Origin of the sequence: Amycolatopsis plumensis (genome assembly GCF_042652605.1) — a bacterium.
In the GTDB taxonomy this organism is placed as follows: domain Bacteria; phylum Actinomycetota; class Actinomycetes; order Mycobacteriales; family Pseudonocardiaceae; genus Amycolatopsis; species Amycolatopsis plumensis.
The window spans coordinates 6,301,836-6,326,582 of record NZ_JBHSJY010000001.1 but is presented as its reverse complement, the minus strand read 5'-3'; the positions used below and the strand labels follow the sequence as shown (position 1 = coordinate 6,326,582).

The window sequence follows — 24,747 nt, the reverse complement described above, 5'->3', positions numbered from 1 at the left end:
GCGGGGTAGCCGGGCTCCGACGGCGGGCGACCCGGCTACCGCCGCGTGAACGGGAGGCACCCATGGACAAGGCGACGTACCGCATCGAGGTCGGCGCCCCGGCCCAGGCCTGCTACGACTGGTGGCGGCCGCTCACCCGGCTCCCCGAAATCTTCTCCGACGTCGAATCCGTCGAGGCGGTCACCGGCGACGAAACGCGGACGCGCTGGAAGGTGGCGGGGCCGGCCGGCACCACCGTCGAGTGGGAAGCCCGGATCACCGAGGACTCCCCGCCGCACCGGCTCGCCTGGACGACGGAAGGCCAGGCCGATTCCGACGTCTCGAACGCCGGCGTCGTCCTCTTCGAGGACCTGGGCGACGGGCGCACCGCGCTGGAGGTCAGCCTCGAGTACGCCCTGCCCGGAGGGAAACTCGGCGAAGCGGTCGCCAACCTGCTCGCGAACCCGCAGCACAAGGTCGAGCGGGCCTGCACCGAGTTCAAGCGGATCATCGAAACGCGGTAGTGTCGCGCGTCGAAAATTCTTCGCCGTCCGGGCCGATGCGCCCCAAGGCGGCCTTCGGTGCGTCAGACGCAACCAAGGCCACATTGGGGCGGTTGAGCCGGGGCCAACCTCCCCGCACATCAGAGCGCGCGGCACGGGACGTCGGCGGGCCATGGTGAGCAGCCGCCGACGTCCCCGGTGACCACGCGGGCGCGTGGTGGTCAGCCGAGGCCGGGACCCCGGGCGGCGTGCGGGCCCGGACCGGCGGCGCGGCCCGCACGGGCGGTCAGCAGGCCGAGGGCGATCATGCCGACGCCCAGGCCCAGGTGCAGCCAGTTGTCCGCGGTGTTGACCGGCACGAAGTTCGCGTCGCTGCCGTGGTCGATCAGCAGCCCGTACAGCCAGAGCACCAGGTAGACCGCGCCACCGGCGACGAGGAACAGCCGGGCGCCGCGCGAGGTGCGGGCCGCGGCGAGGCCGACGACGCCGAACAGCAGGTGGACGATGTTGTGCAGCACCGAGACCATGAACACGCCGAGCAGCATGGCCATCGAGTCGTGGCCGGCGAAGCTCAGCTGGTCGTAGCCGGTGGTGATGCCCGGGATGAAGCCGAGCACGCCGACCAGCAGGAACACGACCGCGACGACCGCGGCGGCGACCTGCACGGGTGTTCTGGTCCGGGCGGGGGTGGCGGTGGACATGGCGGTTCCTTTCGCCGGGGCGCGCCGCGGCCGGCGCCCGTTGGGCCGGCCGGAGGATCGCGCTACGCCGGGCGGCATACCCGGCCGGACCGGCGCTAAGCACCCATCCGGGTCTCGCTGAGGTTGCGGATCACCGCCGTCACGGCATCGCCCGGACGGCGGAACCCGGAAATCGCGCCCGGCCCCGGCGTGTATTCGCGGTCACACGCGGGTACGCGCGCGAGAACAGCTCGTTCCCCGGCGGCGCAGGTGGGAGTCCGATGACCGACACGGTGACACGCCCGGCTCCGATCCCGCACCGGCCGGTGTGGCGGGGCAAGCGCGGCGCGACGATCCTGAAGACGATCCGCACCACCGACCACAAGACGATCGGCGTGCTGTACCTGACGACGTCGTTCGCGTTCTTCCTGATCGGCGGCCTCACCGCGCTGCTCATGCGGGGCGAGCTGGCCCGGCCCGGCCTGCAGTTCCTGTCGCCGGAGCAGTACAACCAGCTCTTCACCATGCACGGCACGATCATGCTGCTGCTCTACGCCACGCCGAACCTGTTCGGGTTCGCCAACTTCGTCCTGCCGCTGCAGATCGGCTCGCCGGACGTGGCGTTCCCGCGGCTCAACGCGTTCTCCTACTGGCTGTACCTGTTCGGCGGCACGATCGTCCTGTCCGCCTACGCCACCCCCGGCGGGCCGCCCGACTTCGGCTGGACCGCCTACACGCCGTTGTCCAACGCCATCCACTCCCCCGGCGTCGGCGGCGACCTGTGGATCTCGGGGCTGATCGTCACCGGTCTCGGCACCATCCTCGGCGCGGTCAACATGATCACCACCATCGTGTGCCTGCGCTGCCCCGGGATGCTCATGTGGCGCATGCCGATCTTCACCTGGAACATCCTGTTCACCTCGATCCTCATCCTGCTGGCGTTCCCGATCCTCACCGCGGCGCTGTTCGCGCTCCTGGCCGACCGGCACCTGGGCGCGCACGTCTTCGACCCGGAGAACGGCGGCGTGATCCTGTGGCAGCACCTGTTCTGGTTCTTCGGCCATCCCGAGGTCTACGTGGTCGCGCTGCCCTACTTCGGGATCGTCACCGAGATCATCCCGGTGTTCAGCCGGAAACCGCTGTTCGGCTACAAGCTCATGGTGTTCGCGACGATCGGCATCACGGCGCTGTCGGCGGCGGTGTGGGCCCACCACATGTTCGCCACCGGTGCCGTGCTGCTGCCGTTCTTCTCGATCATGACGTTCTTCATCGCGGTGCCGACCGGAATCAAGTTCTTCAACTGGATCGGCACCATGTGGAAGGGTGCGCTCACCTTCGAGTCGCCGATGCTGTGGTCGGTCGGCTTCCTGGTCACCTTCCTGCTGGGCGGGCTGACCGGGATCATCCTCGCCTCGCCGCCGCTGGACTTCCACATCCACGACAGCTACTTCGTCGTCGCCCACTTCCACTACGTGCTCTTCGGCACGATCGTGTTCGCGACCTTCGCCGGCATCTACTTCTGGTTCCCCAAGATCACCGGCCGGATGCTCGACGAACGGCTGGCGAAGTGGCACTTCTGGACAACGTTCATCGGCTTCCACACGACGTTCCTCATCCAGCACTGGCTGGGCGACGCGGGCATGCCGCGCCGTTACGCCGACTACCTGTCGAGCGACGGTTTCACCTGGATGCACATGGTGTCCACGGTCGGCGCGTTCATCCTCGGGCTGTCGGTGCTGCCGTTCATCTGGAACGTCTTCAAGAGCTACCGCTACGGCGAGCCCATCGGCGTCGACGACCCGTGGGGCTACGGCAACTCCCTCGAGTGGGCCACCACGAGCCCGCCGCCGCGGCACAACTTCCTCGAGCTGCCGCGCATCCGGTCCGAGCGCCCGGCGTTCGAGCTGCATTACCCGCACATGATCGACCGGATGCACGCCGAAGGGCACGTGACCCGCGGGCACCCCGGCGACAAGGCGTCGCCCGCCGAGGTCGCGGCCGGCGCCCTCCAGCCCGGCGACCAGGGCGAAAGTGACGACCCCCGCGGCCGCTGACCCCGGCCCGCCGCTGAGGGCGTGGGAACGGCGGCGGCTGCGCGGGATCGAGCGGGGGCTGCGGACGAGCACGCGGTCGCGGCTGCTGCCGTGCCTCGGCCTGGACGCCGTCGCACTGGCGTTGCTGGCCGCCGGGATCTTCCTGGCGCTGCCGTGGCTGTTCGCCGCGTGCGTCGCCGGCAACCTCGCCGTCTGCGTGCACCTCCAGCGACGCAGCGGAACCGACCGAGCGAAAGGAAACCCATGGCCGAGGTGACCGTCGAGGACCTGCGCGGGCTGCTCGAATCCGACGTGCCGGACCCGGTGCTGGTCCTGACCGGTGGCCGGGTGGTGGTCGAGCCGTCCGGCGACCGGACCGCGGGCGCGAGCGAGGTGATCACCCGGGGCGACCTGCGCCGGCAGCAGGCCGATCGCGGCCTGGACGTCATCGCCGCGACCCTCACCACGACGATCGTCCAGCGCGGGGGCTGAGCACGAAGAAGCCGCCGGAGCTCGCGGCTCCGGCGGCTTTTCCGGTGGGTCAGAGGATCGGCGTGCCGCCCGTCACCGCGACGCGGGCCCCGGACACGTAGCTGCCGTCGTCGGAGGCCAGCAGCACGTACACCGGCGCCAGCTCGGCCGGCTGGCCGGCGCGGCCCAGCGGCACCTGCTCACCGAAGGTCTTCACTGCCTCCTCCGGCATGGTGGACGGGATCAGCGGCGTCCAGATCGGCCCCGGCGCGACGCTGTTGGCGCGGATCCCCTTCGGTCCCAGCAGCTGCGCCAGCGCGGCGCACATGTTCGCGATGCCCGCCTTCGTCACGTCGTAGGGCAGCAGCTGCGGGGTCGGGTTGTCGGAGTTCACCGACGAGCTGCCGATGATCGACGCGCCCGGCTTCATGTGCGGCACGGCCGCCTTGGTGAGGTGGAAGAACGCGCTCAGGTTGATGGCGAGCGTGCGGTCCCACTCCTCGTCCGGGATCTCTTCCAGGGTTTCGTGGCTCATCTGGAAGGCGGCGTTGTTCACCAGGACGTCGATCCGGCCGAACTCCTCGACCGTGCGGGCCACCAGGGCCCGGCAGTGCGCCGGGTCGGCCACGTCCCCGGGCACGACGACGGCCTTGCGGCCGGCCTCCTCCACCCAGCGCCGCGTCTCTTCGGCGTCCTCGTGCTCGTCGAGGTAGGAGATCAGGACGTCGGCGCCTTCCCGCGCGTACGCGATGGCCACCGCGCGGCCGATCCCGCTGTCCGCGCCGGTGATGAGCGCCGCCTTGCCGGTCAGCTTGCCGGAGCCGCGGTAGGTGTGCTCGCCGTGGTCGGGCTGCGGCGTCATGGCGGCGGTCGTCCCGGGCGGGGTCTGCTGCTGGGCGGGCTGCTCGGACACAGTGGGCTCCTCGGATACGGAAATGGATCTCCCTCCCCGTGTTCCCGTCAGCCGGGGAAACATTCCGTCATCTTGATGATGACTTCCTACTTGTCATCGTTTGGATGACATGTTAGAACAGTAGTGCGTGTTGACACCCACCGTCGAACCCAGAAGGAGGACAACGATGTTGATGCGCACCGACCCGTTCCGTGAGCTGGACCGCCTCACCCAGCAGGTCCTCGGCACCGCCGGAACCTGGTCGAAGCCGGCCGCGATGCCCATGGACGCCTACCGCGCCGGCGACGAGTTCGTGGTCTGCTTCGACCTGCCCGGCGTCGCCCCCGACGCCATCGAGCTCGACATCGAACGCAACGTGCTGACGGTCAAGGCCGAGCGCCGCCCGCTCCCCGGCGGGAACGACGTCGAGATGCACGTCTCCGAGCGCCCGCTGGGCGTCTTCTCGCGCCAGCTGTTCCTCGGCGACAGCCTCGACACCGACCACATCGCCGCCGACTACGAAGCGGGCGTGCTGACGCTGCGCATCCCGGTCGCCGAGAAGGCCAAGCCGCGGCGCATCGAGATCAGCGGCAACCGGTCCGACCGCAAGGAAATCCAGGCCTGATGAACGACCAGGCCCGCGCCGCGGCGGAGCGGATCTTCGCCGCGGCCGCGGAACTCGGCACCACCCGCCAGGAGGCGATCCTCGTGACCCGGGCGGTCCACGCGGTCAAGAAGGGCCGCCCGACCGAGGTCGCGCTCACGGACACCCCCCAGCACCGGCGGCGCAAGCTGGCCCACGTCGCCGGCTGCGCCCTGTGGGACCCGGCCCTGGACGCGGACGAAGTCCTCGCGGCGGTCATCGAGGTGGGCCGGACGGCTCCCCGGGAGCGTCAGTCCGCGGTGGCCGCCTGAGCTGCGGCGGCCGCCTGAGCTGCGGCGGCCGTGGGCACGGTGGCCGGGACGGCCCGAAACTGTCGGTGGTCACCGGTAGAGTGGAAAACGGGGGGCGCCCCCGCGGCAGGAGCTTTCGACTCACCCCACGCGGGCGATTCCGACCGGCGGATTCCCCCGGCCCGGCCCCACCGCTACCGCGTCTCCTCAGCCCGCCGCACGCTCACCGCCGGTCCCTTCCCGGTCCCGGACAACGGCGTCGACCCGAACCAGTCGAGGCACACCACCATCGCGTCGTCCTCGGCCTGGCTGCCGTGCCGCCGGGTCGACAGCTCCCGCAGCATCGCGCCCGGCACGTGCGCCGCCGGCAGCTCCGCCGTCGCCGTCACCGCCTCGGCGAGCTCCCGGTCCCCGTAGCGCTCGCCGTGCGGGCCGAGCGCGTTGTACACGCCGTCGCTGACGAACACGAACCGGTCGCCGTCCGCCGCCTGGAAACCCTCGACCACGTAGATCGTTCCGTCGAACGTGCCGAGCGGGAGCTGCTCGTCGAACAGGATCCGCTCGGCCTTGCCGTCCCGCAGCCGCCACAGCCGCGGCGAGCCCGCGTCGACCACGGCCACCGCGCCGGTGCGGAGGTCGAACTCCAGCAGCAGCGCGGCCACGTGCTCGGCGCCGCGGTAGTGCGCGTACAGCGCCTGGTCGGCCAGCTCCGCCTGCGCGTCGAGCGGGATCCCGGCGCGCCGGGCGTTGCGCAGCGCGTTCACCGCGAGGTTCGTCAGCAGCGCCGCTTCGCTGCCCTCCCCCATGCCGTTGATCAGCGTGACCGCGAGCTTCCGGGCGGACGCCGACCAGTCGAAGCAGTCGCCGTAGATGGCGTAGGCGGGTTCCAGCTGGCCGCCGAGCGCGAACTCGGCGCGGGTGCAGGCCCGGCCGGGCAGCAGCTGCCACTGCATCTCCGCCGCCAGCGTCAGCCGCGAAGACCGCCGCGCCTGGATGTAGAGGTCGGTGTCGCGATCGGCGACGAACAGCTCGTGCGCCACCGCCTCGGCGAACCGCTGGAGCTCGGCCCACACCGGCGGTTCGGGTTCACTCGGCAGGGTGACGGCCAGGACGCCGAGCCGGTCGCCGCGGACGCTGACCGGCAGGTAGCCGGTGACGCGGTCGCCGTCGCGGGAGAACGTCGCCGCCTGCGCGAGAAAGGCCGCACCCGGGGTGGTGCCCTCGACCGGGATCGGCTCCGCCGTGTAGGGCTGCTCGGCCACCTGGCACAGTTCCGTCAGTGCGTAATCGGCCATCAGCAGCTCGACCGCCTCGGCCCCGAAGTGCTCGCCGAGTCCCGAGCGCAGGGCACCCGGCAGGTCGTGCGGCGGGACGTCACGGAGGAGACGCTCCACCGCCAGGGATCTGTCCAACGCCTGCCTCCTGCTCACGGGCCCGTGCCGCTTCTGTCGAGTCTGCGCCGCTCCGGCGCGCCGGTCCACGGCGAGTCGGGTGAGCTGTGCTGCCGGTTCAGCATAGGGATGCCAGAGTGGACGCCGTGGATCGATCCCGCGAGCAGGCCGCCCCGGACGGGCCGGCTGCCGTGTCGGACCTCGCCCGCCTCCTGGAGACGGTGGTCGAGGGCGAGCGGGACGTTTCGCCGCGCCCGCTTTCGATTTCGCAGCTGCGCGCGGTGGTCGCACTGGACCGCCACGACGGGGTCAACCTGCGCCAGCTCGCCGAGCAGCTGGGCTCGACGCCGCCGCTGGTCAGCAGGCTCTGCGACCGGCTGGAGGCGGTCGGGTTCCTCGAACGCCTGCCCAGCGCGCGCAGCCGGCGGGAGCTGACGCTGCGGCTGTCCGACCGCGGGCGCGCCTACCTGCAGGACCTGCGGGCCCGGCGGCGGGAACGCGTCCAGGCGCTGCTGGCGAAGATGAGCCCCGCGGGCCGGGCCGCGCTGGCCGCCGGGCTCCGGGAATACCGGGCGCTGGCCGAGGCGGCCGGTGACCCGCCCGAGTTGCATTCCTGATACAACTGTTGTTTCATGACAACGATCAGGTCGGCGTACAGCAGAGCGCGCCCCGAACATAGGAGGCGTCGGTGCTGGGCACGGACGACAGCCAGGTCCGCACAGTCCTGGCGCGCATGCTGGAAGAAGACCGGTCCGCACTGGCCCGGGACTGGGCCGGTCAGGAGCCGCGCGACGGCGACCGGAGCGGGCAGGAACTGCGCCGCGAGGCCGTCGAGCTGCTGGAAGCCCTCCGCGACGCGCTGGGCGGCACGCTCCCGGTGTCCCGGATCGTCGATCAGGACCCGGCGGTGCGCGACGCGCTGACGTCGCTGTCGGAGCGCCGCGCCCGCGCGGGCGCCCAGCCGTCGGCCACCGCCATGGCGATCCTCGCGCTCAAGCGCACGATGCTCAGCGCGATCGAGCGGCACACCGACGATTCCGCCCTGCGCTACCGGGCCGCCCTGCTGGTCAACGAGCTGCTCGACAGCGCGGGCGTGCTGACCTTCGAGGTCTACTCCGCCGGCCGCGAGCGGATCATCCGCGAGCAGCACGACCAGATGCTCGAGCTGTCCACGCCCGTCGTGCGGCTGTGGCGCCACGTCCTGGCGGTGCCGCTGATCGGCACGCTCGACAGCGCCCGGACCCAGGTCGTGATGAACAACCTCCTGGAGTCGATCCAGGCCAGCGAGGCGCGGGTGGCGATCATCGACATCACCGGCGTCCCGACCGTCGACACCGCGGTCGCGCAGCACCTGCTGCAGACCGTCAGCGCCGTCCGGCTGATGGGCGCGGAGTGCGTGATCAGCGGCATCCGCCCGTCGATCGCGCAGACCATCACCCAGCTGGGCATCGACCTCTCGCACATCGTCACCCGCGGCTCGCTGGCCGACGCGCTGGCGACCGCGATGCAGCTGCTCGGCGACGGCGCCCGCCCGGGCGCGGTGACGGGGTGACCGCCGGCCTGCCGATCCTGCGCCTGGGGGACATCCTGCTCAGCGGGCTGCTGAGCGACCTGGACGACAAGACGGCCCTCGCGTTCACCGAGGAGCTGACCGAGCGGATCGCCAGCGATGGCATTCGCGGCGTCATCATCGACATCTCCCGGCTGGAGATCATCGACTCCTTCGTCGCGCGCGTCCTCATGCAGCTGGCCGGCACCGGGCGGCTGCTCGGCACGCGGATGATCGTCGCGGGGATGCGCCCGGCCGTCGCGCTGACGCTGACCGAGCTCGGGCTGCAGCTCACCGGCGTCCGGACCGCCCTCAACGCGGAACAGGCGATGGAACTGCTGGGCTGGCGCCGTCCCGCCGGAGAAGCACCCCATGCTTCCTGACGAGCGGACCGTCCCCTCCGGCGAGCACCCGGTGCGGGTGGAGGAGGACCTCCTGGCGGCCCGGCACGCCGTGCGGGCGGCCGCGGTCGCCGCCGGGTTCACGATCGTCGACCAGACGAAGATCGTGACCGCGGCCAGCGAGCTGGTCCGCAACGCCTACATCCACGGCGGGGGCGGCACGATGACCGTCGAGGCCGTGCGGGACCCGGCCGGGCGGCTCGGGCTGCGGCTGCGGGTGCGCGACGAAGGGCCCGGGATCGCCGACGTCGACCAGGCGATGACCGACGGCTTCAGCACCGGCGCGGGGCTCGGGCACGGCCTCGGGGGCACCCGGCGGCTGGTCGACGAGTTCGACCTCGACACCACGCCCGGGCGCGGCACCACCGTCACGGTCGTGCGCTGGAAGCCATGACCGCGATCGTCGCCGGCCTGACGCGCCAGATCCGCGTCGACCACCCCAGCGCGGCCTACGCCGCCGCCCGCCTCGCCCGCGAAGCCGCGCACGAGGCCGGGCTCGCGGGCGTGCTCGCCGACCGCGCCGCCGTCGTGGCGGCCGAGCTCGCCGGCAACATCGACAAGCACACCGGCGGCGGCTCGGTGTTCGTGCAACAGTCGCTGACCGGGCGCGGCGTCGACGTGCTGGCCGCCGACGACGGCCCCGGCATGGCCGACCTCGACCACTGGCTGCTCGACGGCAACACGACCACCGCCACCCTGGGTGCCGGCCTGGGCGCGGTGAAGCGGATGGCGACCGAGTTCCGGATCACCTCCTCGCCCGCGGCGGGGACGCTCGCCGCCGCCCGCCTGCTCGACCCGGCCGCGCCGCCGCACCGCCGCGCGATCGGGCACTTCCGCCTGCCCCGCGACGGCGAGCAGTACTGCGGTGACGCGGTCGCGCTGGCCGACGTCACCGGCAGCCGGACCGCGGTCGTCGCCGACGGGCTCGGCCACGGACCCGACGCCGCCGAAGCCGCGGAAGCCGCGCTGCGCGTGTTCACCGAGAACCCGGACCGCCCGCTGCCCCACCAGCTCACGACCATGCACCGGGCGCTGCGCACCACCCGCGGCGCGGCGGTCGCGCTCGTGCGGATCGCGCCGCGGCGGCTCGAGTTCTGCGGTGTCGGCAACGTCAGCGGCGCGAGCCTCGGCGGTGGCCCGTCGCGGCTGCTGCTCAGCACCCCCGGCGTCGTCGGGTTCACGCTGCCGTCGGCGCCGGTCCGGCACCTGACGCTGGCCGACGACGACGTCGTCGTCCTGCACACCGACGGCGTCGGCACCGGCTGGCGCGTTCCCGGCCGGGCCCCGGACCTGCTGCTGCTCGCCGCGGACCTGGCCCACCGGCACCGGAACGCCCGCGACGACGCGGCGATGCTCGCCCTGAGCGCGGACCGGTCCGGCTGATGCGCCCCGACCTGGCCCGCATCCGGCAACGGCTGCGCACCGCGTGCGTGGAAGCCGGCGTGGCCGCCGACGACCGCGGGCGGCTGGTCCTCGCCGTCACGCTGCTCGCCGAGCCGGCCCTCACCGCGGGCGAAACGGTGGACGTGGCGACGGCGGCTTCGGACCGGCGGCTGGCCGTCACGGTCCGGCTGGACCACGCCGTGAGCCAGGGCAGCCGCGACGCGCTGCCCCTGCTGCCCGAGCGCGGCGACGGCGACACCCTGACCTGGCACCTCGCCGGTGGCGGGCCGCCGGCCCCCGCCGACCCCGACGACGACCGGGCGACGCGCGAAGAGATGCTGGCGCTGGTGGCCCGCGCCGACACCCTCGCCCACGAACAGCGGAACCTCAAGCACGAGCTCGCGGAGACCAACAGCGGCGTCCTGGCGATGTACGTCGAGCTCGAGCAGCGGGACGAGCAGCTCCGCCGCGCGCACTCGGCGATCTTCCGCGAGCTGGAGGACGCGCTGCGCCCGCGGCCGCCGGTGGTGCCGGGCCTGGAGCTGGCCGTCCACTATTCGCCGACCGACCAGGACTCCCCGGCCGGCGGCGACCTCTACGACTGGTTCGTCCTGCCCGACGGCCAGGTCCACGTGACCTTGGTCGACGCGGTCGGCCACGGCGTGACCTCCACCCGGCACGCGCTGACGGTCACCCACGCGATCCGCACGCTCGCCCTGGAGGGCCACCCGTTCCGCGACCTGATCGCCCACGCGTCCCACACCCTGGCGGCGATCGAGCCGGGCCTGATGGCCACGGTCCTGCTGGCCCGCCTGGACCCGGCGACCGGCCGCACCCGCTTCGCGAACGGCGGCCACCCGGAGCCGGTGGTGGTCACGCCGTCCGAGCCGGCGCGGCTGCTGCCCGCCCCGGTGCCGGGCCGCGGGGTCGGCTTTCCCGACCCGGGCAGCCGCGAACTGGTCGAGGTGGTCCTGGCCGAGGGCGACACGGTGCTGCTCTACACGGACGGCCTGGTCGAGAGCCGCAAGGACGTCGACGAAGGCCAGTCCCGGCTGCTGGCACTGGCCGACCGCCTCCGCACCCGGCCGACGACGGACCTGCCGCGGGAGCTGGTGACCCGGATGCACGACGTCGTCCTGCACTCCGACGACACGGTGGTCCTGGCGCTGCGCCGCACACCGCCGCACTGACCCGAGGGGGCACTTTCCCGTGAAAGTGCCGCCTTCGCGTCCCGTGTGGGGCTGTCGTTCCGGGGTATCCGGCCGTCGATGCGCACCTCGACTTCCGCCGGGACCGTCCGGGTCCTTTCCGCGGGCACGCAACGCCCGGGCCGCGCCCCGGTCGTGCTGCTGCCGGGCCTGGGTGCGCCCGGGTACCTCGCCGACACGCTGCACGGCTGTGCCGCGGCCACCCGCGCCCACCTCCTCGACGTCCCCGGCTTCGGCGGGCCGGGCCCGCTCGCGTGCGAGCCGGAGATCGATGCGATCGCCGGCACCGTCGCCGCCTGGCTGGACCGCCCGTCCGTCCTCTTCGGACATTCGACGGCCGCGCAGGTCGCCGTCGCCGTCGCGGTCCGGCGCCCGGACCTCGTCCGGGCGCTCGTGCTCGCCGGGCCGACGTTCCCGCCCGAGCTGCGCCGCCTCGGGCCCCTCGCCGCGGCGTTCCTGGCCGACGTCGTCCACGAATCGCCGTCCGCGCTGCCCGGCACCGTCCCGCACTACCTGCGCGCCGGTCCGCGGCGGCTGCTGCGGATGATCCGCTCGGCCCAGCGGGACGAACCGGAACGGGCGATGCCGCTGCTGCGCTGCCCCGTCCTCGTCGTGCGCGGCCGCCGGGACACGCTGAGCCCCGAACCCTGGGCCCGGTCACTGGCCGCCGCGTCGGGCGGCGAGTTCGTCACCGTCCCGGGCGCGCACACCTTCCCCGCCCGGTCCGGCGGCGCGACCTCGGCGTTGATCACGGAGTTCGCCGAAGGTTAGCCGCACCGGGCCCGGGTATGCCGTCGGCCTGTCGGAAGGAGACGCTGTGCGTGCGATGGTGTACCGCGGGCCGTACAAGATCCGTGTCGAAGAGAAGGACGTCCCCGCGATCGAACACCCCGGTGACGCGATCGTCCGGGTCACCCTGGCCGCGATCTGCGGTTCGGACCTGCACCTGTACCACGGGATGATGCCCGACACCCGGGTCGGCATGACCTTCGGCCACGAGTTCATCGGCGTGGTCGAGGAAGTCGGCTCCGGCGTGCGGAACCTCAAGCGCGGCGACCGGGTCATGGTGCCCTTCAACGTCTTCTGCGGCACCTGCTGGTTCTGCGCCCGGGGGCTCTACTCCAACTGCCACAACGTCAACCCGAACGCCACCGCCGTCGGCGGCATCTACGGCTACTCCCACACCTGCGGCGGCTACGACGGCGGCCAGGCGGAGTTCGTCCGGGTGCCGTTCGCCGACGTCGGGCCGGCCGTGATCCCCGACTGGATGGACGACGAAGACGCCGTCCTGCTCACCGACGCGCTCGCCACCGGCTACTTCGGCGCCCAGCTCGGCGGGATCGTCGAGGGTGACGTCGTCGTGGTCTTCGGAGCCGGTCCGGTGGGCCTGTTCGCGGCGAAGTCGGCGTGGCTGATGGGCGCGGGCCGGGTGATCGTCATCGACCACCTGGAGAACCGCCTGGAGAAGGCGCGCACCTTCGCCCACGCCGAGACGTACAACTTCACCGAGTACGACGACATCGTCGTGCACCTCAAGAAACTCACCGGCCACCTCGGTGCCGACGTCGCGATCGACGCGGTGGGCGCGGAGGCCGACGGCAACCTCACCCAGCACGTCACCTCGGCCAAGCTCAAGCTGCAGGGCGGCTCGCCGGTGGCGCTCAACTGGTGCATCGACGGTGTCCGCAAGGGCGGCACGGTTTCGGTGATGGGCGCCTACGGCCCGATGTTCAGCGCCGTCAAGTTCGGCGACGCGCTCAACAAGGGCCTCACGCTGCGGATGAACCAGTGTCCGGTCAAACGCCAGTGGCCGCGGCTGTTCGAGCACATCCGCAACGGCTACCTCAAGCCGAGCGACATCGTCACCCACCGCATCCCCCTGGAGCACATCGCCGAGGGCTACCACATCTTCTCCGCCAAGCTGGACGGCTGCATCAAGCCGCTGATCGTGCCGAACGCCGGCTGAGGAAGGGAACGACATGACCTACACGTCGGAGCGGCCGCCGATCGCCGAATCGAGCGACAGCCTGCGCGCGCGGATCCCGGGCTGGGGTGCGGACCTGGACCCGAAGGACCGGCCGTCGGTGCCGAAGCTGCAGTGGCAGGCCGACCGGAGCGGCGCCCACTGGGAATTCCCCGAGCGTCAGCCGGAGAAGTGGCCGCGCGAACGCTCGATCGAGCACGAGTTCCTGACCCCGGTGTTCGGGACGTCGTGCCCGCCGAAAGGCCTTTCCGGCGCCCTGCGCCGGTTCTCCTACCGCAAGTACAGCGAAGGGCGGGCCGCGCATTGGCTGCTCCTGCTCGCCGCCGATCGGGTGGACGCCTGGGAGAGCCACCTGCGCTCGTTCGCCACGCTCCGCCCGGACAACCCGATCACCGAGACCGGCGTGCTGAGCGAGGTCAGCCGGCACGGGTTCTCCTCCCGGGTGGGGAAGAAGCGCGCGGACGTCAAGCACCACCTGGCGGACCCGATCATCGTCGCGGGCCCGTGGGTGCTGGCGGCGGGGCTGGCGTATTCGGCGGCCCGGAAGCTGCTGCGGCGAAGGTGACCGGCTTCGGGGAAGAACCGGGGTTGTCCCGGGCAGGCACGGGTACGCACGGCTGACGGCCGCCGACTTCACGGAGAAGCCCATGAGCCACGTACCCGCCCCCACCCGCGGGCCGGGCCGCGCCACCCGCGCGGCAGCCTCGGCGGCCGACGCCGCCGACCGGCGGCTGCACGCGGCGGCCGGCCTGCGTCACCAGTTCAACAAGGTCTTCCCCACCCACTGGTCGTTCCTGCTCGGCGAAGTGGCGCTCTACAGCTTCCTGGTCCTGCTCCTCAGCGGGGTGTACCTGACGCTGTTCTTCGACCCCTCGATGCAGGAGGTCACCTACCAAGGCGCCTACGGGAACCTGCGCGGGGTGCCGATGTCGCGGGCGTTCGCGACCACCCTCGACCTGTCGTTCGAGGTCCGCGGCGGGCTCTTCGTCCGGCAGCTGCACCACTGGGCGGCGCTGATCTTCGTCGCCGCGATGATGGTGCACATGCTCCGGATCTTCTTCACCGGAGCCTTCCGCCGTCCCCGCGAAGCCAACTGGGTGGTCGGGGCGCTGCTGCTCATCCTGGGCATGTTCGAGGGGTTCTTCGGCTACTCCCTGCCCGACGACCTGCTCTCCGGCACCGGCATCCGCGCGACGCTGTCCGGGATCGTGCTGTCCCTGCCGGTGATCGGCACCTGGCTGCACTGGGCCATCTTCGGCGGCGAGTTCCCCGGCGACGTCATCATCCCGCGGCTCTACACCATCCACATCCTGCTGATCCCCGGGATCATGCTCGCGCTCGTCGGCGTGCACCTCGCGCTGGTCTGGTACCAGAAGCACACCCAGTTCCCCGGCGTGCGGCGGAAGGAGGGCAACGTCGTCGGCGTCCGGATCCTGCCGGTGTTCGCGCTCAAGGGCGGTGCCTTCTTCGCGCTCGTCACCGGGATCATCGCGCTGATGTCCGGGCTGTTCCAGATCAACCCGGTGTGGAAGTTCGGCCCGTACGACCCGTCGAAGGTCTCCGCCGGCTCCCAGCCCGACTGGTACATGGGGTTCGCCGACGGCCTGCTGCGCGTCTACCCGCCGTGGGAGCTGTTCCTGGGCGACCACACCGTTCCGCAGCCGTTCTTCGCCGGCGTCGTCGGCCTGACGGTGCTCTTCGGGGCGCTGCTGTCCTACCCGTGGCTCGAACGCCGCCTGTCCGGCGACACCGCCCACCACAACCTCGTCCAGCGGCCGCGTGACACTCCGGTCCGCACCGGCATAGGCATGATGGCGCTCGCCCTCTACGGCGTGCTGACGCTGTCGTCGTTCAACGACATCATCGCGCTGGAATTCGACATCTCGCTCAACGCCACCACCTGGGCGGGGCGCATCGGGCTGGTCCTCGCCCCGCCCGTCGCGTACCTGCTCACCTACCGCATCTGCCTCGCGTTGCAGCGGTCGGACCGCGAAGTGCTCGAACACGGCATCGAGACCGGGATCATCACCCGGTCCCCGGCGGGCACCTACCTCGAAATCCACCAGCCGCTCGACGGCAAGGCCCTGACCTACCAAGGAGCTCCCGTGCCGAAGAAGCCGAACAAGCTCGGCGCCGCCGGGCACGCGGTCCCGGGCAGCCTGCTGCGGCCCGACCCGCCCGAGGAGACCGCGGCACTGGAAACGGCCGCCCGCCGCGGCGAAGGGCGCCACGGCCTCGGCGGCGAACCGCAGGACGGGCAGGCCCGGCCGTGACCGGCGCGGCGATGCCCTCCCGCTGGCAGATCGACATCCTGGTCTACGAGGAGGAGTACTCCTACCCGGTGCTGCTCCTGCAGCCGGCCCGGGAGGACGATCACCGGCGGCTGCTCGGCCTGCTGGCGCGGGCGGGGCTGGCGGCCCCGACGACGTGGGAGTGGGAGCACGGCTACTGGCCCTTGGCGGCGGGCTGCGAAGTCGAGCTGGCGGACGGCCCGTCGGCGGTGTCGGTGCGCGTCGGCGAGCACTGCCTCACCGTCGGTTTCCAGTTCACCGAAGCACCCCAGCCGTGGCTGGCGGCCGCGCGCCGGCAGCGCCAGGTGCTGTTCGTGCTGCTGCCACCCCGGCCGCACGCGGCCGAAGACGCCCTGATCATCGACGACGTGAGCCGCCTGGTCCTCCCGGCCGAGCGGGACGGCTGCCTGACGGGCACCATCCCGCTCGCGGCCGCCTGACGGAAAGTGGCGTTCTCCCCTACTGAGGTCCGTTGGTCAGGGAAAGGTTGAACGTGTACCGGGACGCCCGGTACACGTGCCACCCGTACTCGACCACCCGCCCCGAGTCGTCGTACGTGGTGCGCTGCATGGTGAGCAGCGCCGCCCCCGGTTCCTCGTGCAGCAGTTCCGCGTCCTCTTCGGTCGCGAGCCGGGCGCCGATGTTCTGCTCGGCCGCGTGCAGCCGCACGCCCGCCGACCGCAGGAGCTGGTAGAGCCCGCGCTCGCGCAGCTCGTCGTCGGCCGGGTCGATGACGCCGTCGGGCAGGTAGTTGTTCATCAGGGCGAGCGGCTCGCCGTCGGTCGAGCGGAGCCGTTTCAGCCGCCGGACGCGGGTGAGCCCGGGCGCCTCCAGCAGCTCGGCCACGTCGGGGCCGGCGTCTTCGACCCGGTTGACCAGCACCGCCGACTCCGGCTTGCCGCCCAGCCCGGCGAGGTCGTCGAACAGGCTGCTCAGCCGCAGCGGCCGGGCCACCTTCGTGCGGACGACCTGGGTGCCGACCCCGCGTCGCCGCACGAGCAGGCCCTGGTTGACCAGCGTCTGGATCGCCTGGCGGATCGTCGGCCGCGACAGGCGCAGGCTCGCGGCGAGGTCGACCTCGTTGTCCAGCCGCGCCCCCGCCGGCAGCCTGCCGTCCTCGATCGCGGCGTGCAGCTGCCGGGACACCTGGAAGTACAGCGGCTCGGGGCTGCCCGGGTCCAGGACGATCTCGCGGCCCGCGTCCCAGGCCGGGAAGGTGGCGTCCAGCTTGCTCATCCGGGCAGCCTACCGCTTGGCCGCCACCTGTTGGGATGACGTGTTGTCCATATGTCTTGACAAAGTCTCCGCCCGCTGGAATCGTCGCCATCGGGACACGAGAGGCGTGCCTCGAAGACCGGAAGCTGGGAGCGGAACCGTGACCGACGTGCTGCAGCGCATCGTCGCCCGACGCGTGCACGACCCGGAAGCGATCGCCGAAGCGGCCGCGAACCGCGTCCGGGCCGAGTCGCCCTTCAACGCCAAGGGCCGCACGATGATCATCGCCGCCGACCACCCCGCCCGCGGCGCGAACGCGGTGGGCGGCAACCCGACGGCGATGGCCGACCGCGGCGAGCTGCTCGAACGGTTGTGCCTCGCCCTCGAGCGCCCCGGCGTCACCGGCGTCCTGGCCACCGCGGACGTCATCGACGACCTGCTGCTGCTCGGCGTGCTCGACGGCAAGACGGTGCTCGGGTCGATGAACCGCACCGGCCTGGCCGGGTCGAGCTTCGAGATCGACGACCGCTTCGCCTGCTACGACGCGGAAGCGATCGAGCGGATGCGGTTCGACGGCGGCAAGACCCTGACCCGGATCTGCCTGGAAGACCCGGCCACGCCCAGCGTCCTGGAGAACACCGCGAAGGCCGTCAACGAACTGGCCGACCGCAAGCTGCTCGCGCTGGTCGAGCCGTTCCTGTCGAGGTGGGTCGACGGGCGCCTGCAGAACGACCTCTCCCCCGACGCCGTGATCAAGTCGATCACGATCGCCGCCGGCCTCGGCCGTTCCTCGGCTTACACGTGGCTCAAGCTGCCCGTGGTGGATGAGATGGAGCGCGTGCTGGCGTCCTCGACCCTGCCGGCCGTCCTGCTCGGCGGCGAGGTCAAGGACCCGGACGCGGCCTTCGCCGCCTGGCAGCGGGCGCTGAGCCGGCCGACGGTGCAGGGCCTGGTGGTCGGCCGGTCGCTGCTCTACCCCCGCGACGGCGACGTCGCCAAGGCCGTCGACACCGCCGTCGGACTGCTGTGAACCCGCACCGGCGCCACTACCCGGAGGACACCGTGAACACCATCGAACACTGGATCAACGGCACGGCCACGCCGGCGGGCTCGACCCGCACGGCGCCGGTCTACGACCCGGCCACCGGGCGACGGCAGGCGGCGGTCCTGCTCGCCGAAGCGTCCGATGTGGACACCGCGGTCGCAGCCGCGGGCAAGGCCTTCGAGTCGTGGGGCAACTCCTCGCTGTCCCAGCGCACCAAGGTGATGTTCGCCTTCCGCGAGCTGCTCGTGCGGCACGAAGACGAGCTCGCCCGGATCATCTCCGCCGAGCACGGCAAGGTGATCGAAGACGCCCGCGGCGAGATCGTCCGCGGCCGCGAGGTCGTCGAGTACGCCTGCGGCATCGCCGACGCCCTCAAGGGCAGCTTCTCCGACCAGGTCTCCCGGGACGTCGACGTGCACGACTTCCACCAGCCGCTGGGCGTGGTCGCCGGGATCACGCCGTTCAACTTCCCGATCATGGTGCCGCTGTGGATGCACCCGATCGCCATCGCCACCGGCAACACCTTCGTCCTCAAGCCCAGCGAGCGCGACCCGTCGGCCTCGAACTTCGTCGCCCGGCTCTACGCCGAAGCCGGGTTGCCCGACGGCGTCTTCAACGTCGTGCACGGCGACAAGACCGCCGTCGACGCGATCCTGGACCACCCCGGCATCGCGGCGGTGTCGTTCGTCGGCTCCACGCCGATCGCCAAGTACGTCCACGAGCGCGGCACCGCCGCCGGCAAGCGCGTCCAGGCCCTCGGCGGCGCGAAGAACCACGCGGTCGTCCTGCCCGACGCCGACCTCGAGTACGCCGCCGACCACCTCACCGCCGCCGCGTTCGGCTCGGCCGGCCAGCGCTGCATGGCCATTTCCGTCGGCGTCGCGGTCGGCCCGGCCGGCGACAGGCTGGTGGAGATCCTCGAACGCAAGGCCCGCGAAGTGCGCGTCGGCCCCGGCACCGACCCGGCCAGCGACATGGGCCCGGTCGTCACCGAAGCCGCCCGCGAGCGCGTGGTCCACTCCGTCGCCCGCGGCGCGGAGCAGGGCGCGAAGGTCGTCGTCGACGGCCGTGACCTGAAGGTCGAAGGCCACGAGGAAGGCTTCTTCGTCGGCCCGTCCCTGCTCGACGAGGTCACCCCGGAAATGGACGCCTACCGCGACGAGATCTTCGGCCCGGTGCTGGCGATCGTCCGGACGGAGACACTCGACGAGGCGATCGCCGTCATCAACGCCAACCCGTACGGCAACGGCACCGCCGTGTTCACCGCCAGCGGCGAAGCGGCGCGCAAGTTCCAGCGCGAGGTGAAGGTCGGCATGATCGGCGTCAACGTGCCGATCCCGGTCCCCATGTCGTACTACTCGTTCGGCGGCTGGAAGGACTCCCTCATCGGCGACAGCCCGATCCACGGCCCCGCGGGCGTCCGCTTCTACACCCGCGCCAAGGTCGTCACCACCCGCTGGCCGCACAGCGAGGCCGCCTTCACCTTCCCCACCTCGAGCTGAGACCCCGGCGGCGGCCGGGCCGGGTTCCGCCAACGCCCACTCGGATCGACCCGGCGCCGGCCGGAGCCCGCCCCGGTCAGCGCGGTCGGCGAACGGGCCCGGCCCGCAACCCGTGCGGCCGCCCTGCGTCGACATCGACAATCTCCCCACGTTCGGGGAGCCGCCTGTAACGTGAACCGGCACCGCGGCCCGCATCATGGCCGACCTCCGCACCCTTTGCTCGAGCAGCGCGAGGTGGCGGGCGTTCACCGGGCCGAAAGCAGGGGGCGACCGCCGCGGGAACCGCGGCGCTTGCGGTGCCCATCCCGCTCTGCCGGTTCGGGATCGCCGCGAAGATGCCGCCGGTGCGCACACCGCGCCTCGCTCCGACAACCGAACCAGCCGCGTAAGCGTCGGTCAGCAAACGCTGCAGCATTGCGTCCGGAATCCCGTGACCGGCCATCCGGCGACGCCACCCCTCATGGTCGGCCACCGGCCAAACCCCGCAGGCATCCCGCCATCGCGAGCCTCCCGCGGTGGTCGAGCCCGCAACCGGAACACGTCTCTCCGTTTTCCGGTACGGTGGCGGCACCACCCCGAGGAGGCTGCCGTGGGATACCGAGGCCCGCTCCCCCGCACCGCGATCGCCCGGTACAACACCTGCGTGGGCGCGCTCCGGACGTCGCCGCGCTGGGGGCCGCTGGTCCGGCGGCACCTCACGCAGATCACCTACACGGGCCGCCGGTCGGGTCGCACCTTCAGCACGCCGGTCGGCTACCGGCGGGCGGGCGACGTCGTCACCATCCGCGTGATGATGCCCGACGCGAAGTCGTGGTGGCGCAACTTCACCGGCGACGGCGGCCCGCTCACGCTCGAGCTCGACGACACCGACCGCACCGGGAACGCGGTCGCCCGCCGCGACGCGAAGGGGCGGGTCACCGTGACCGTCCACCTCGGCGAGGGCGGGGCCTAGCCGGGGTGCGCGGCCAGCCCGTGCCAGAGCAGGTCCGCGAGCTCGGCCGCGTCGCGCCGCCAGTCGCCGTTCGGGTCGAGCCACAGCAGGCCGCCGAGGCCGCGCATGACCAGGACCGGGGTCAGGCCCGGCCGGACCGTGCCGGCCGCCACGTTGGCTTCGAGCATCTCCGACACCGCGCCGAGCATGTCCTCGAAAGCGTCGCTCGGCAGCTCCCCCCGGGCCGCCGTCGCGGTCCGCAGGGCGTCGGCCAGGCCCTTCTTCGTCATCATGTAGTGGGCGACGTGGTCGGTCACCCACACGCGGAGCGCTTCGTCCGGGGCGTGCTTCTCCAGCAGCACCGGCACCACCTCCACGATGTGCCGGACCTCCCGCCGGTAGACCGCCAGGATCAGCGCCTCCGGCGTCGGGAAGTGCCGGTAGACCGTGCCGACGCCGACCCCGGCCTGCTTGGCGATCGCGTTGAACGAGACCTCGCCCGTGTCGGCCAGCGAGGCCGCCGCCGCGGCGAGGATGCGCTCGTGGTTGCGCCGCGTGTCCGCGCGGCGTGGGCTGACCGATCCGGTCGTCATCGTTCCTCCCGGAGGTCGTGCCGTCCCGCTGAATCTAGCCGAGTGCTGGAGCAACTCCAGCCTGACCAGCTCGTTGCCAAGCGGATTGTAATCCGCTAGCCTCGCGACCGAGTGAAGCGGATGAGTATCCGCTCCCCGTGTGACCGCCCCACCACACCGTCGGGCAGCCCGCCCGGCTCCGCGGAAAGAGACCAGTGGAAATCTCACTCGAAGTCAACGGCCGAACCGAACAGCTGGACGTCGATCCCGGCGTCACACTCCTGGACGCGCTGCGCGAGCGCCTCGCGGTCACCGGCCCGAAGAAGGGCTGCGACCGCGGGCAGTGCGGTGCCTGCACCGTGCACGTCGGCGGCAAGCCCGTGCTGTCGTGCCTCACCCTGGCCGCGACCGTCAAGCAGCCCGTGACCACCGTCGAGGGACTGTCCACAGAGGACGGGATGCACCCGGTGCAGCAGGCGTTCGTCGACCAGGACGCCCTGCAGTGCGGGTTCTGCACCGCCGGGCAGATCATGTCGGCGGTCGCCGCCGTCGAGCAGGACGTCGAAGACGTGCGGGAGTTCATGTCCGGCAACCTCTGCCGGTGCGCGGCCTACCCGAACATCGTCAAGGCCGTCGAGCAGGCGAGGCGGGCCGATGCGTCCCTTTGAGCTGACCGCGCCCACCACCGTCGAAGCGGCGGTCGCCACGCCCGGCACCTACCTCGCCGGCGGGACGACCCTGGTCGACCTCATGAAGCTCGACGTCCTGACGCCACAGCACGTCCTGGACATCAACGGCGTGCCGTTGCGCGGCATCGACACCACCGACGGGCTGCGCTTCGGCGCGCTCGAGCGGATGGGCGCCATCGCCGCGCACCCGGGCGTCTACCCGGCGATCTCGCGCGCCCTGCTGCTGAGCGCGTCCCAGCAGCTGCGGAACATGGCCAGCATCGGCGGCAACCTGCTGCAGCGCACGCGCTGCTCGTACTTCCGCGACGTCGCCATGCCGTGCAACAAGCGCGTTCCCGGCAGCGGCTGCTCCGCGATCGACGGCGCGAACCGGATGCACGCGATCCTCGGCACGAGCGATTCGTGCGTGGCCACGCACGCCAGCGACGTCGCCGTCGCCCTGGTCGCCCTCGACGCCCGCCTGCGGCTGGCGGACGCGACCGGCACCCGCGAGGTCGCGCTCGGCGACTTCTACCAGCTGCCCGGCGACACCCCGGCCGTGGAGAACGACCTGCGCCCCGGCGAACTGATCACCGAGGTGATCGTGCCCCGGCTGGACTGGGCCGCGAACTCCACCTACGTCAAGGTGCGCGACCGGCAGTCCTACGAGTTCGCGCTGTGCTCCGCCGCCGTCGCGCTGGACGTCCGGGACGGGGTCGTCGCCGACGCCCGTGTCGCGGCCGGTGGCGTCGGGACGGTGCCGTGGCGGCTGCCGTCCGTCGAGGAAGCCCTGCGCGGTGGCCCGGCGACCGAGGCCGCTTTCGAAGCGGCCGCGGCCGTGGCCGCCGACGGCGCACGACCGTTGTCCGAGAACGGGTTCAAGGTGCCGCTGCTGCAGCGGACCATCGTCCGCGCCCTGCTCGAACTGACCGACGGGAGCTCCCGATGATCGCCCGGCTCGACGCGCCGCTGAAGGTCACCGGCGCGGCCAAGTACGGCGCCGACCACACCTTCGACGGCATGGTCTACGGCTACGTCCTGCTCAGCACGATCGCCCACGGGGAAATCGAGGCCGTGGACACCACCGCGGCGAAGAGCGCGCCCGGCGTGGTCGAGGTGTACACGCCGTTCGACCCGCTGCCGCTCGGCACCCCGAGCCTGCCGATCTTCGGCGACACGTGGGTTCCGTTGCAGGACAAGGAAGTCACCTACTACGGCCAGCCGATCGGCTTCGTGGTCGCGGAGACGTTCGAGCAGGCCAGGGACGCCGCGGGGCTCGTCGAAGTGGCCTATCGCGAGCGGCCCGCCCGCACCTCGCTCGCCGAGCACCTCGACTCGGCCGAGCCCGCACCGCCGGCCATGGACGGCGCTCCCCCGGAGATCGAGGTGCTCGAAGACGGCGTCGAATCCTTCGAAGCCGCTCTGGCGGCGAGCCCGGTGGTCGTCGAGGCGACCTACACGACCGCCACGCAGAATCACGCCGCGATGGAGCCGCACTCGGCGGTCGCGGTGTGGGACGACGGCGAGCTGACCGTCTACAGCGGAAACCAGGCGTCGCACATGCAGGCGGCGGAACTGGCCATGGCCCTCCAGCTGGCGCCGGAAGCCGTCCACGCGGTCAACCCGTTCGTCGGCGGCGCGTTCGGCGGCAAGGGCCGGACGTCCACGCCGGCGTTCCTGGCCGCGGCGGCCGCCCGGGCCCTCGGCCGGCCGGTGAAGGCCGCGCTCACCCGCGAACAGGTCTTCACCGCCACCGCCGGCCGGGCCGCGACGGTCCAGAAGCTCGCGATCGGCGCCGAGCCGGACGGCACCCTGGTCGCCCTGCGGCACGACTCGTGGTGCCACACCGACACCGCGCGGTCGTTCGTCGAACCGACGTCGCACGGCACCTCGCGCGAGTGGTACGCCACGAAGAACCTGTCGATCAGTCAGAAGATCGTGCCGCTGAACGTCCCGCCGACCACGTTCATGCGGGCCCCCGGCGAGGCACCCGGCTCGTTCGCGCTGGAGAGCGCGATCGACGAGCTCGCCGTGAAACTCGGCATGGACCCGATCGAGCTGCGCGTCCGCAACAACTCGACGGCGCCGCCCGGCCACGACCTGCAGTGGTCGAGCAAGCACCTCGACGAGTGCTTCCGCATCGGCGCCGACCGCTTCGGCTGGGCGCACCGCCCGGCGGGCACCCGCACCGACGGCGACTGGCTCGTCGGCATGGGCGTCGCCACCGCGGTGTTCCCCGCCCTGCGGTTCCCGGCGACCGTCGGCATCACGCTGCGGGCCGACGACACCGCCGTCGTCGCGACGAGCGGCGCGGACCCCGGCACCGGCCTGCTGACCGTGCTTTCCCTGGTCGGCGCCGAATCGCTGGACATCCCGGCGGACCGGATCACCCCGCGCCTGGGCGACTCGGCCCTCCCGCCGGGCGGCATGTCCGGTGGCTCGACGGCGACGGCGAGCGCGGGCACCGCGATCATGCTCGCCGCCACCAAGGCGATCGACGAACTCACCGCCCTCGCCGCCGACCCCGGCGCCCCGTTCGAGGGGCGCCAGGTCACCTACGCCGACGGCCGGGTTTTCGCCGACGGCGAGTCGATGACCTTCGGCGAGCTGCTGCGGGCGGTGGGCCGTGAAACGGTCGAGGTGACCGGCACGTCGGCGCCCGGCGAAGAGCTGACCAAGCATTCGTTCGCCTCGTGGGGCGCCCAGTTCTGCGAGGTCCGGGTGCACAAGTGGACGCGCGAGGCGCGCGTGTCGCGGATGCTCGGGGTGTTCGACGCGGGCCGGATCATCAACGACAAGGCGGCCCGCAGCCAGCTCATGGGCGGCATGATCTGGGGTGTCTCGGCCGCGCTGCACGAGGGCCTGGAGATCGAGGCGAACGGCCGGCTCGCCAACGGTGACTTCGCGAGCTACCTGCTGCCGGTCAACGCCGACATCCCGGAGGTCGACGTCCAGTTCGTCGAGTACCCCGACACGCTGCACAACGCGGTCGGCGCGCGGGGCCTCGGCGAGATCGGCACGGTCGGCATGGCCGCGGCGGTCGCCAACGCCGTGTACAACGCCACCGGCATCCGGGTCCGGCACATCCCGATCACCATCGAGGACCTCCTCGAAGGCTGACCGGCGCGGGCAGGGCGTTCCCGGACGCCCTGCCC

The 24,747-nt window shown here is 72.2% G+C and carries 28 protein-coding genes; 23 read left to right on the top strand and 5 right to left on the bottom strand.

The window, feature by feature from the left end:
- Nucleotides 1-62 precede the first annotated feature (62 nt).
- Nucleotides 63-503, top strand: coding sequence for an SRPBCC family protein (locus ACFPLC_RS30910; protein ID WP_378206799.1), 441 nt, complete (start codon nucleotides 63-65; stop codon nucleotides 501-503).
- Between the two features lie 200 nt (nucleotides 504-703).
- Here the strand turns inward: ACFPLC_RS30910 and ACFPLC_RS30905 are convergent, their stop codons facing one another.
- Nucleotides 704-1,183: a DUF4383 domain-containing protein gene (locus ACFPLC_RS30905; protein ID WP_378206802.1), complete on the bottom strand. Its 480-nt coding sequence runs from the start codon at nucleotides 1,181-1,183 to the stop codon at nucleotides 704-706.
- A gap of 260 nt (nucleotides 1,184-1,443) precedes the next feature.
- Here ACFPLC_RS30905 and ctaD point away from each other — a divergent pair, with 260 nt between their 5' ends.
- The 3 genes from ctaD to ACFPLC_RS30890 are packed head-to-tail and all read left to right on the top strand — an operon-like array spanning nucleotide 1,444 to nucleotide 3,687.
- Nucleotides 1,444-3,216, top strand: coding sequence for an aa3-type cytochrome oxidase subunit I (ctaD, locus tag ACFPLC_RS30900; RefSeq protein ID WP_378206805.1), 1,773 nt, complete (start codon nucleotides 1,444-1,446; stop codon nucleotides 3,214-3,216).
- Entirely contained in the window at nucleotides 3,194-3,472 is a 279-nt protein-coding gene (locus tag ACFPLC_RS30895) for a hypothetical protein (RefSeq protein ID WP_378206808.1), read from the top strand. The genes ctaD and ACFPLC_RS30895 overlap by 23 nt, the downstream gene beginning before the upstream one ends.
- Nucleotides 3,460-3,687 (top strand): hypothetical protein, encoded by a 228-nt coding sequence (locus ACFPLC_RS30890; protein ID WP_378206811.1) that lies wholly within the window; start codon nucleotides 3,460-3,462, stop codon nucleotides 3,685-3,687. Before ACFPLC_RS30895 ends, ACFPLC_RS30890 begins: the two co-directional genes overlap by 13 nt.
- A gap of 49 nt (nucleotides 3,688-3,736) precedes the next feature.
- Here the strand turns inward: ACFPLC_RS30890 and ACFPLC_RS30885 are convergent, their stop codons facing one another.
- On the bottom strand, nucleotides 3,737-4,579 hold the full coding sequence (locus ACFPLC_RS30885; protein WP_378206814.1) for an SDR family oxidoreductase: 843 nt from the start codon (nucleotides 4,577-4,579) through the stop codon (nucleotides 3,737-3,739).
- 166 nt (nucleotides 4,580-4,745) lie between these two features.
- Here ACFPLC_RS30885 and ACFPLC_RS30880 point away from each other — a divergent pair, with 166 nt between their 5' ends.
- Both ACFPLC_RS30880 and ACFPLC_RS30875 read left to right on the top strand, forming a co-directional pair.
- Nucleotides 4,746-5,183, top strand: a complete 438-nt coding sequence (locus ACFPLC_RS30880) for an Hsp20/alpha crystallin family protein (RefSeq protein ID WP_378206816.1) — start codon at nucleotides 4,746-4,748, stop codon at nucleotides 5,181-5,183.
- Entirely contained in the window at nucleotides 5,183-5,473 is a 291-nt protein-coding gene (locus ACFPLC_RS30875; RefSeq protein WP_378206819.1) for a hypothetical protein, read from the top strand. Before ACFPLC_RS30880 ends, ACFPLC_RS30875 begins: the two co-directional genes overlap by 1 nt.
- A gap of 173 nt (nucleotides 5,474-5,646) precedes the next feature.
- On the opposite strand, the gene ACFPLC_RS30870 is transcribed toward ACFPLC_RS30875, so the two are convergent.
- Nucleotides 5,647-6,864: a PP2C family protein-serine/threonine phosphatase gene (locus tag ACFPLC_RS30870; RefSeq protein ID WP_378206822.1), complete on the bottom strand. Its 1,218-nt coding sequence runs from the start codon at nucleotides 6,862-6,864 to the stop codon at nucleotides 5,647-5,649.
- 170 nt (nucleotides 6,865-7,034) lie between these two features.
- Between ACFPLC_RS30870 and ACFPLC_RS30865 the strand changes: the two genes are divergently transcribed.
- The 11 genes from ACFPLC_RS30865 (at nucleotide 7,035) to ACFPLC_RS30815 (ending at nucleotide 16,099) form a co-directional block, all read left to right on the top strand.
- On the top strand, nucleotides 7,035-7,460 hold the full coding sequence (locus ACFPLC_RS30865; RefSeq protein ID WP_191313942.1) for a MarR family transcriptional regulator: 426 nt from the start codon (nucleotides 7,035-7,037) through the stop codon (nucleotides 7,458-7,460).
- Nucleotides 7,461-7,531: 71 nt separating this feature from the next.
- Nucleotides 7,532-8,395, top strand: coding sequence for an STAS domain-containing protein (locus ACFPLC_RS30860; protein WP_378206825.1), 864 nt, complete (start codon nucleotides 7,532-7,534; stop codon nucleotides 8,393-8,395).
- Complete coding sequence (locus ACFPLC_RS30855; protein ID WP_378206828.1) at nucleotides 8,392-8,775, top strand: STAS domain-containing protein; 384 nt, start codon at nucleotides 8,392-8,394, stop codon at nucleotides 8,773-8,775. Before ACFPLC_RS30860 ends, ACFPLC_RS30855 begins: the two co-directional genes overlap by 4 nt.
- Nucleotides 8,765-9,187, top strand: a complete 423-nt coding sequence (locus ACFPLC_RS30850; protein ID WP_191313836.1) for an ATP-binding protein — start codon at nucleotides 8,765-8,767, stop codon at nucleotides 9,185-9,187. Before ACFPLC_RS30855 ends, ACFPLC_RS30850 begins: the two co-directional genes overlap by 11 nt.
- Nucleotides 9,184-10,176, top strand: coding sequence for a SpoIIE family protein phosphatase (locus ACFPLC_RS30845; protein WP_378206831.1), 993 nt, complete (start codon nucleotides 9,184-9,186; stop codon nucleotides 10,174-10,176). The genes ACFPLC_RS30850 and ACFPLC_RS30845 overlap by 4 nt, the downstream gene beginning before the upstream one ends.
- Nucleotides 10,176-11,366: a PP2C family protein-serine/threonine phosphatase gene (locus ACFPLC_RS30840; protein ID WP_378206834.1), complete on the top strand. Its 1,191-nt coding sequence runs from the start codon at nucleotides 10,176-10,178 to the stop codon at nucleotides 11,364-11,366. Before ACFPLC_RS30845 ends, ACFPLC_RS30840 begins: the two co-directional genes overlap by 1 nt.
- Before the next feature lie 78 nt (nucleotides 11,367-11,444).
- Nucleotides 11,445-12,155 (top strand): alpha/beta fold hydrolase, encoded by a 711-nt coding sequence (locus tag ACFPLC_RS30835; protein WP_378206837.1) that lies wholly within the window; start codon nucleotides 11,445-11,447, stop codon nucleotides 12,153-12,155.
- Nucleotides 12,156-12,210: 55 nt separating this feature from the next.
- Nucleotides 12,211-13,350 carry a zinc-dependent alcohol dehydrogenase gene (locus tag ACFPLC_RS30830; RefSeq protein WP_378206875.1) on the top strand — a complete coding sequence of 380 codons (1,140 nt, stop codon included), beginning with the start codon at nucleotides 12,211-12,213 and terminating at the stop codon, nucleotides 13,348-13,350.
- Nucleotides 13,351-13,363: 13 nt separating this feature from the next.
- Nucleotides 13,364-13,933 carry a hypothetical protein gene (locus ACFPLC_RS30825; protein ID WP_378206840.1) on the top strand — a complete coding sequence of 190 codons (570 nt, stop codon included), beginning with the start codon at nucleotides 13,364-13,366 and terminating at the stop codon, nucleotides 13,931-13,933.
- Nucleotides 13,934-14,015: 82 nt separating this feature from the next.
- On the top strand, nucleotides 14,016-15,641 hold the full coding sequence (gene qcrB / locus ACFPLC_RS30820) for a cytochrome bc1 complex cytochrome b subunit (protein WP_378206843.1): 1,626 nt from the start codon (nucleotides 14,016-14,018) through the stop codon (nucleotides 15,639-15,641).
- Nucleotides 15,638-16,099: a hypothetical protein gene (locus ACFPLC_RS30815; protein ID WP_378206846.1), complete on the top strand. Its 462-nt coding sequence runs from the start codon at nucleotides 15,638-15,640 to the stop codon at nucleotides 16,097-16,099. Before qcrB ends, ACFPLC_RS30815 begins: the two co-directional genes overlap by 4 nt.
- Before the next feature lie 19 nt (nucleotides 16,100-16,118).
- Here ACFPLC_RS30815 and ACFPLC_RS30810 read toward each other — a convergent pair whose 3' ends face one another.
- Nucleotides 16,119-16,895 carry a GntR family transcriptional regulator gene (locus tag ACFPLC_RS30810; RefSeq protein WP_378206849.1) on the bottom strand — a complete coding sequence of 259 codons (777 nt, stop codon included), beginning with the start codon at nucleotides 16,893-16,895 and terminating at the stop codon, nucleotides 16,119-16,121.
- Between the two features lie 139 nt (nucleotides 16,896-17,034).
- Here ACFPLC_RS30810 and ACFPLC_RS30805 point away from each other — a divergent pair, with 139 nt between their 5' ends.
- From ACFPLC_RS30805 to ACFPLC_RS30795, 3 genes are all read left to right on the top strand, one after another.
- The gene (locus ACFPLC_RS30805; RefSeq protein ID WP_378206852.1) at nucleotides 17,035-17,904 is read left to right on the top strand and encodes a Cgl0159 family (beta/alpha)8-fold protein; all 870 of its coding nucleotides are present in this window, start codon (nucleotides 17,035-17,037) and stop codon (nucleotides 17,902-17,904) included.
- Nucleotides 17,905-17,936: 32 nt separating this feature from the next.
- Nucleotides 17,937-19,421 carry a CoA-acylating methylmalonate-semialdehyde dehydrogenase gene (locus ACFPLC_RS30800; RefSeq protein ID WP_378206854.1) on the top strand — a complete coding sequence of 495 codons (1,485 nt, stop codon included), beginning with the start codon at nucleotides 17,937-17,939 and terminating at the stop codon, nucleotides 19,419-19,421.
- Nucleotides 19,422-20,010: 589 nt separating this feature from the next.
- The gene (locus tag ACFPLC_RS30795; protein ID WP_378206857.1) at nucleotides 20,011-20,373 is read left to right on the top strand and encodes a hypothetical protein; all 363 of its coding nucleotides are present in this window, start codon (nucleotides 20,011-20,013) and stop codon (nucleotides 20,371-20,373) included.
- Here the strand turns inward: ACFPLC_RS30795 and ACFPLC_RS30790 are convergent.
- On the bottom strand, nucleotides 20,370-20,945 hold the full coding sequence (locus ACFPLC_RS30790) for a TetR/AcrR family transcriptional regulator (RefSeq protein ID WP_191313848.1): 576 nt from the start codon (nucleotides 20,943-20,945) through the stop codon (nucleotides 20,370-20,372). The two genes, ACFPLC_RS30795 and ACFPLC_RS30790, sit on opposite strands and share 4 nt — an antisense overlap.
- 194 nt (nucleotides 20,946-21,139) lie before the next feature.
- On the opposite strand from ACFPLC_RS30790, the gene ACFPLC_RS30785 reads away from it, so the two are divergent.
- Genes ACFPLC_RS30785 through ACFPLC_RS30775 form a run of 3 tightly spaced genes read left to right on the top strand, consistent with a single transcriptional unit; the run spans nucleotide 21,140 to nucleotide 24,712 of the window.
- Nucleotides 21,140-21,592: a (2Fe-2S)-binding protein gene (locus ACFPLC_RS30785; protein ID WP_378206860.1), complete on the top strand. Its 453-nt coding sequence runs from the start codon at nucleotides 21,140-21,142 to the stop codon at nucleotides 21,590-21,592.
- Nucleotides 21,579-22,541, top strand: coding sequence for an FAD binding domain-containing protein (locus tag ACFPLC_RS30780; protein WP_378206863.1), 963 nt, complete (start codon nucleotides 21,579-21,581; stop codon nucleotides 22,539-22,541). The genes ACFPLC_RS30785 and ACFPLC_RS30780 overlap by 14 nt, the downstream gene beginning before the upstream one ends.
- Nucleotides 22,538-24,712, top strand: a complete 2,175-nt coding sequence (locus tag ACFPLC_RS30775) for a xanthine dehydrogenase family protein molybdopterin-binding subunit (RefSeq protein ID WP_378206866.1) — start codon at nucleotides 22,538-22,540, stop codon at nucleotides 24,710-24,712. Before ACFPLC_RS30780 ends, ACFPLC_RS30775 begins: the two co-directional genes overlap by 4 nt.
- The last annotated feature ends 35 nt before the right edge of the window (nucleotides 24,713-24,747 follow it).

Excerpts from the sequence above, each read along its gene's own strand:
- ACFPLC_RS30910 (WP_378206799.1), top strand. The coding sequence starts at position 63 with ATGGACAAGGCGACGTACCGCATCGAGGTCGGCGCCCCGGCCCAGGCC.
- ACFPLC_RS30905 (WP_378206802.1), bottom strand. The coding sequence starts at position 1,183 with ATGTCCACCGCCACCCCCGCCCGGACCAGAACACCCGTGCAGGTCGCC.
- ctaD (WP_378206805.1), top strand. The coding sequence starts at position 1,444 with ATGACCGACACGGTGACACGCCCGGCTCCGATCCCGCACCGGCCGGTG.
- ACFPLC_RS30890 (WP_378206811.1), top strand. The coding sequence starts at position 3,460 with ATGGCCGAGGTGACCGTCGAGGACCTGCGCGGGCTGCTCGAATCCGAC.
- ACFPLC_RS30880 (WP_378206816.1), top strand. The coding sequence starts at position 4,746 with ATGTTGATGCGCACCGACCCGTTCCGTGAGCTGGACCGCCTCACCCAG.
- ACFPLC_RS30875 (WP_378206819.1), top strand. The coding sequence starts at position 5,183 with ATGAACGACCAGGCCCGCGCCGCGGCGGAGCGGATCTTCGCCGCGGCC.
- ACFPLC_RS30850 (WP_191313836.1), top strand. The coding sequence starts at position 8,765 with ATGCTTCCTGACGAGCGGACCGTCCCCTCCGGCGAGCACCCGGTGCGG.
- ACFPLC_RS30845 (WP_378206831.1), top strand. The coding sequence starts at position 9,184 with ATGACCGCGATCGTCGCCGGCCTGACGCGCCAGATCCGCGTCGACCAC.
- ACFPLC_RS30840 (WP_378206834.1), top strand. The coding sequence starts at position 10,176 with ATGCGCCCCGACCTGGCCCGCATCCGGCAACGGCTGCGCACCGCGTGC.
- ACFPLC_RS30835 (WP_378206837.1), top strand. The coding sequence starts at position 11,445 with ATGCGCACCTCGACTTCCGCCGGGACCGTCCGGGTCCTTTCCGCGGGC.
- ACFPLC_RS30830 (WP_378206875.1), top strand. The coding sequence starts at position 12,211 with ATGGTGTACCGCGGGCCGTACAAGATCCGTGTCGAAGAGAAGGACGTC.
- ACFPLC_RS30825 (WP_378206840.1), top strand. The coding sequence starts at position 13,364 with ATGACCTACACGTCGGAGCGGCCGCCGATCGCCGAATCGAGCGACAGC.
- qcrB (WP_378206843.1), top strand. The coding sequence starts at position 14,016 with ATGAGCCACGTACCCGCCCCCACCCGCGGGCCGGGCCGCGCCACCCGC.
- ACFPLC_RS30810 (WP_378206849.1), bottom strand. The coding sequence starts at position 16,895 with ATGAGCAAGCTGGACGCCACCTTCCCGGCCTGGGACGCGGGCCGCGAG.
- ACFPLC_RS30790 (WP_191313848.1), bottom strand. The coding sequence starts at position 20,945 with ATGACGACCGGATCGGTCAGCCCACGCCGCGCGGACACGCGGCGCAAC.
- ACFPLC_RS30780 (WP_378206863.1), top strand. The coding sequence starts at position 21,579 with ATGCGTCCCTTTGAGCTGACCGCGCCCACCACCGTCGAAGCGGCGGTC.
- ACFPLC_RS30775 (WP_378206866.1), top strand. The coding sequence starts at position 22,538 with ATGATCGCCCGGCTCGACGCGCCGCTGAAGGTCACCGGCGCGGCCAAG.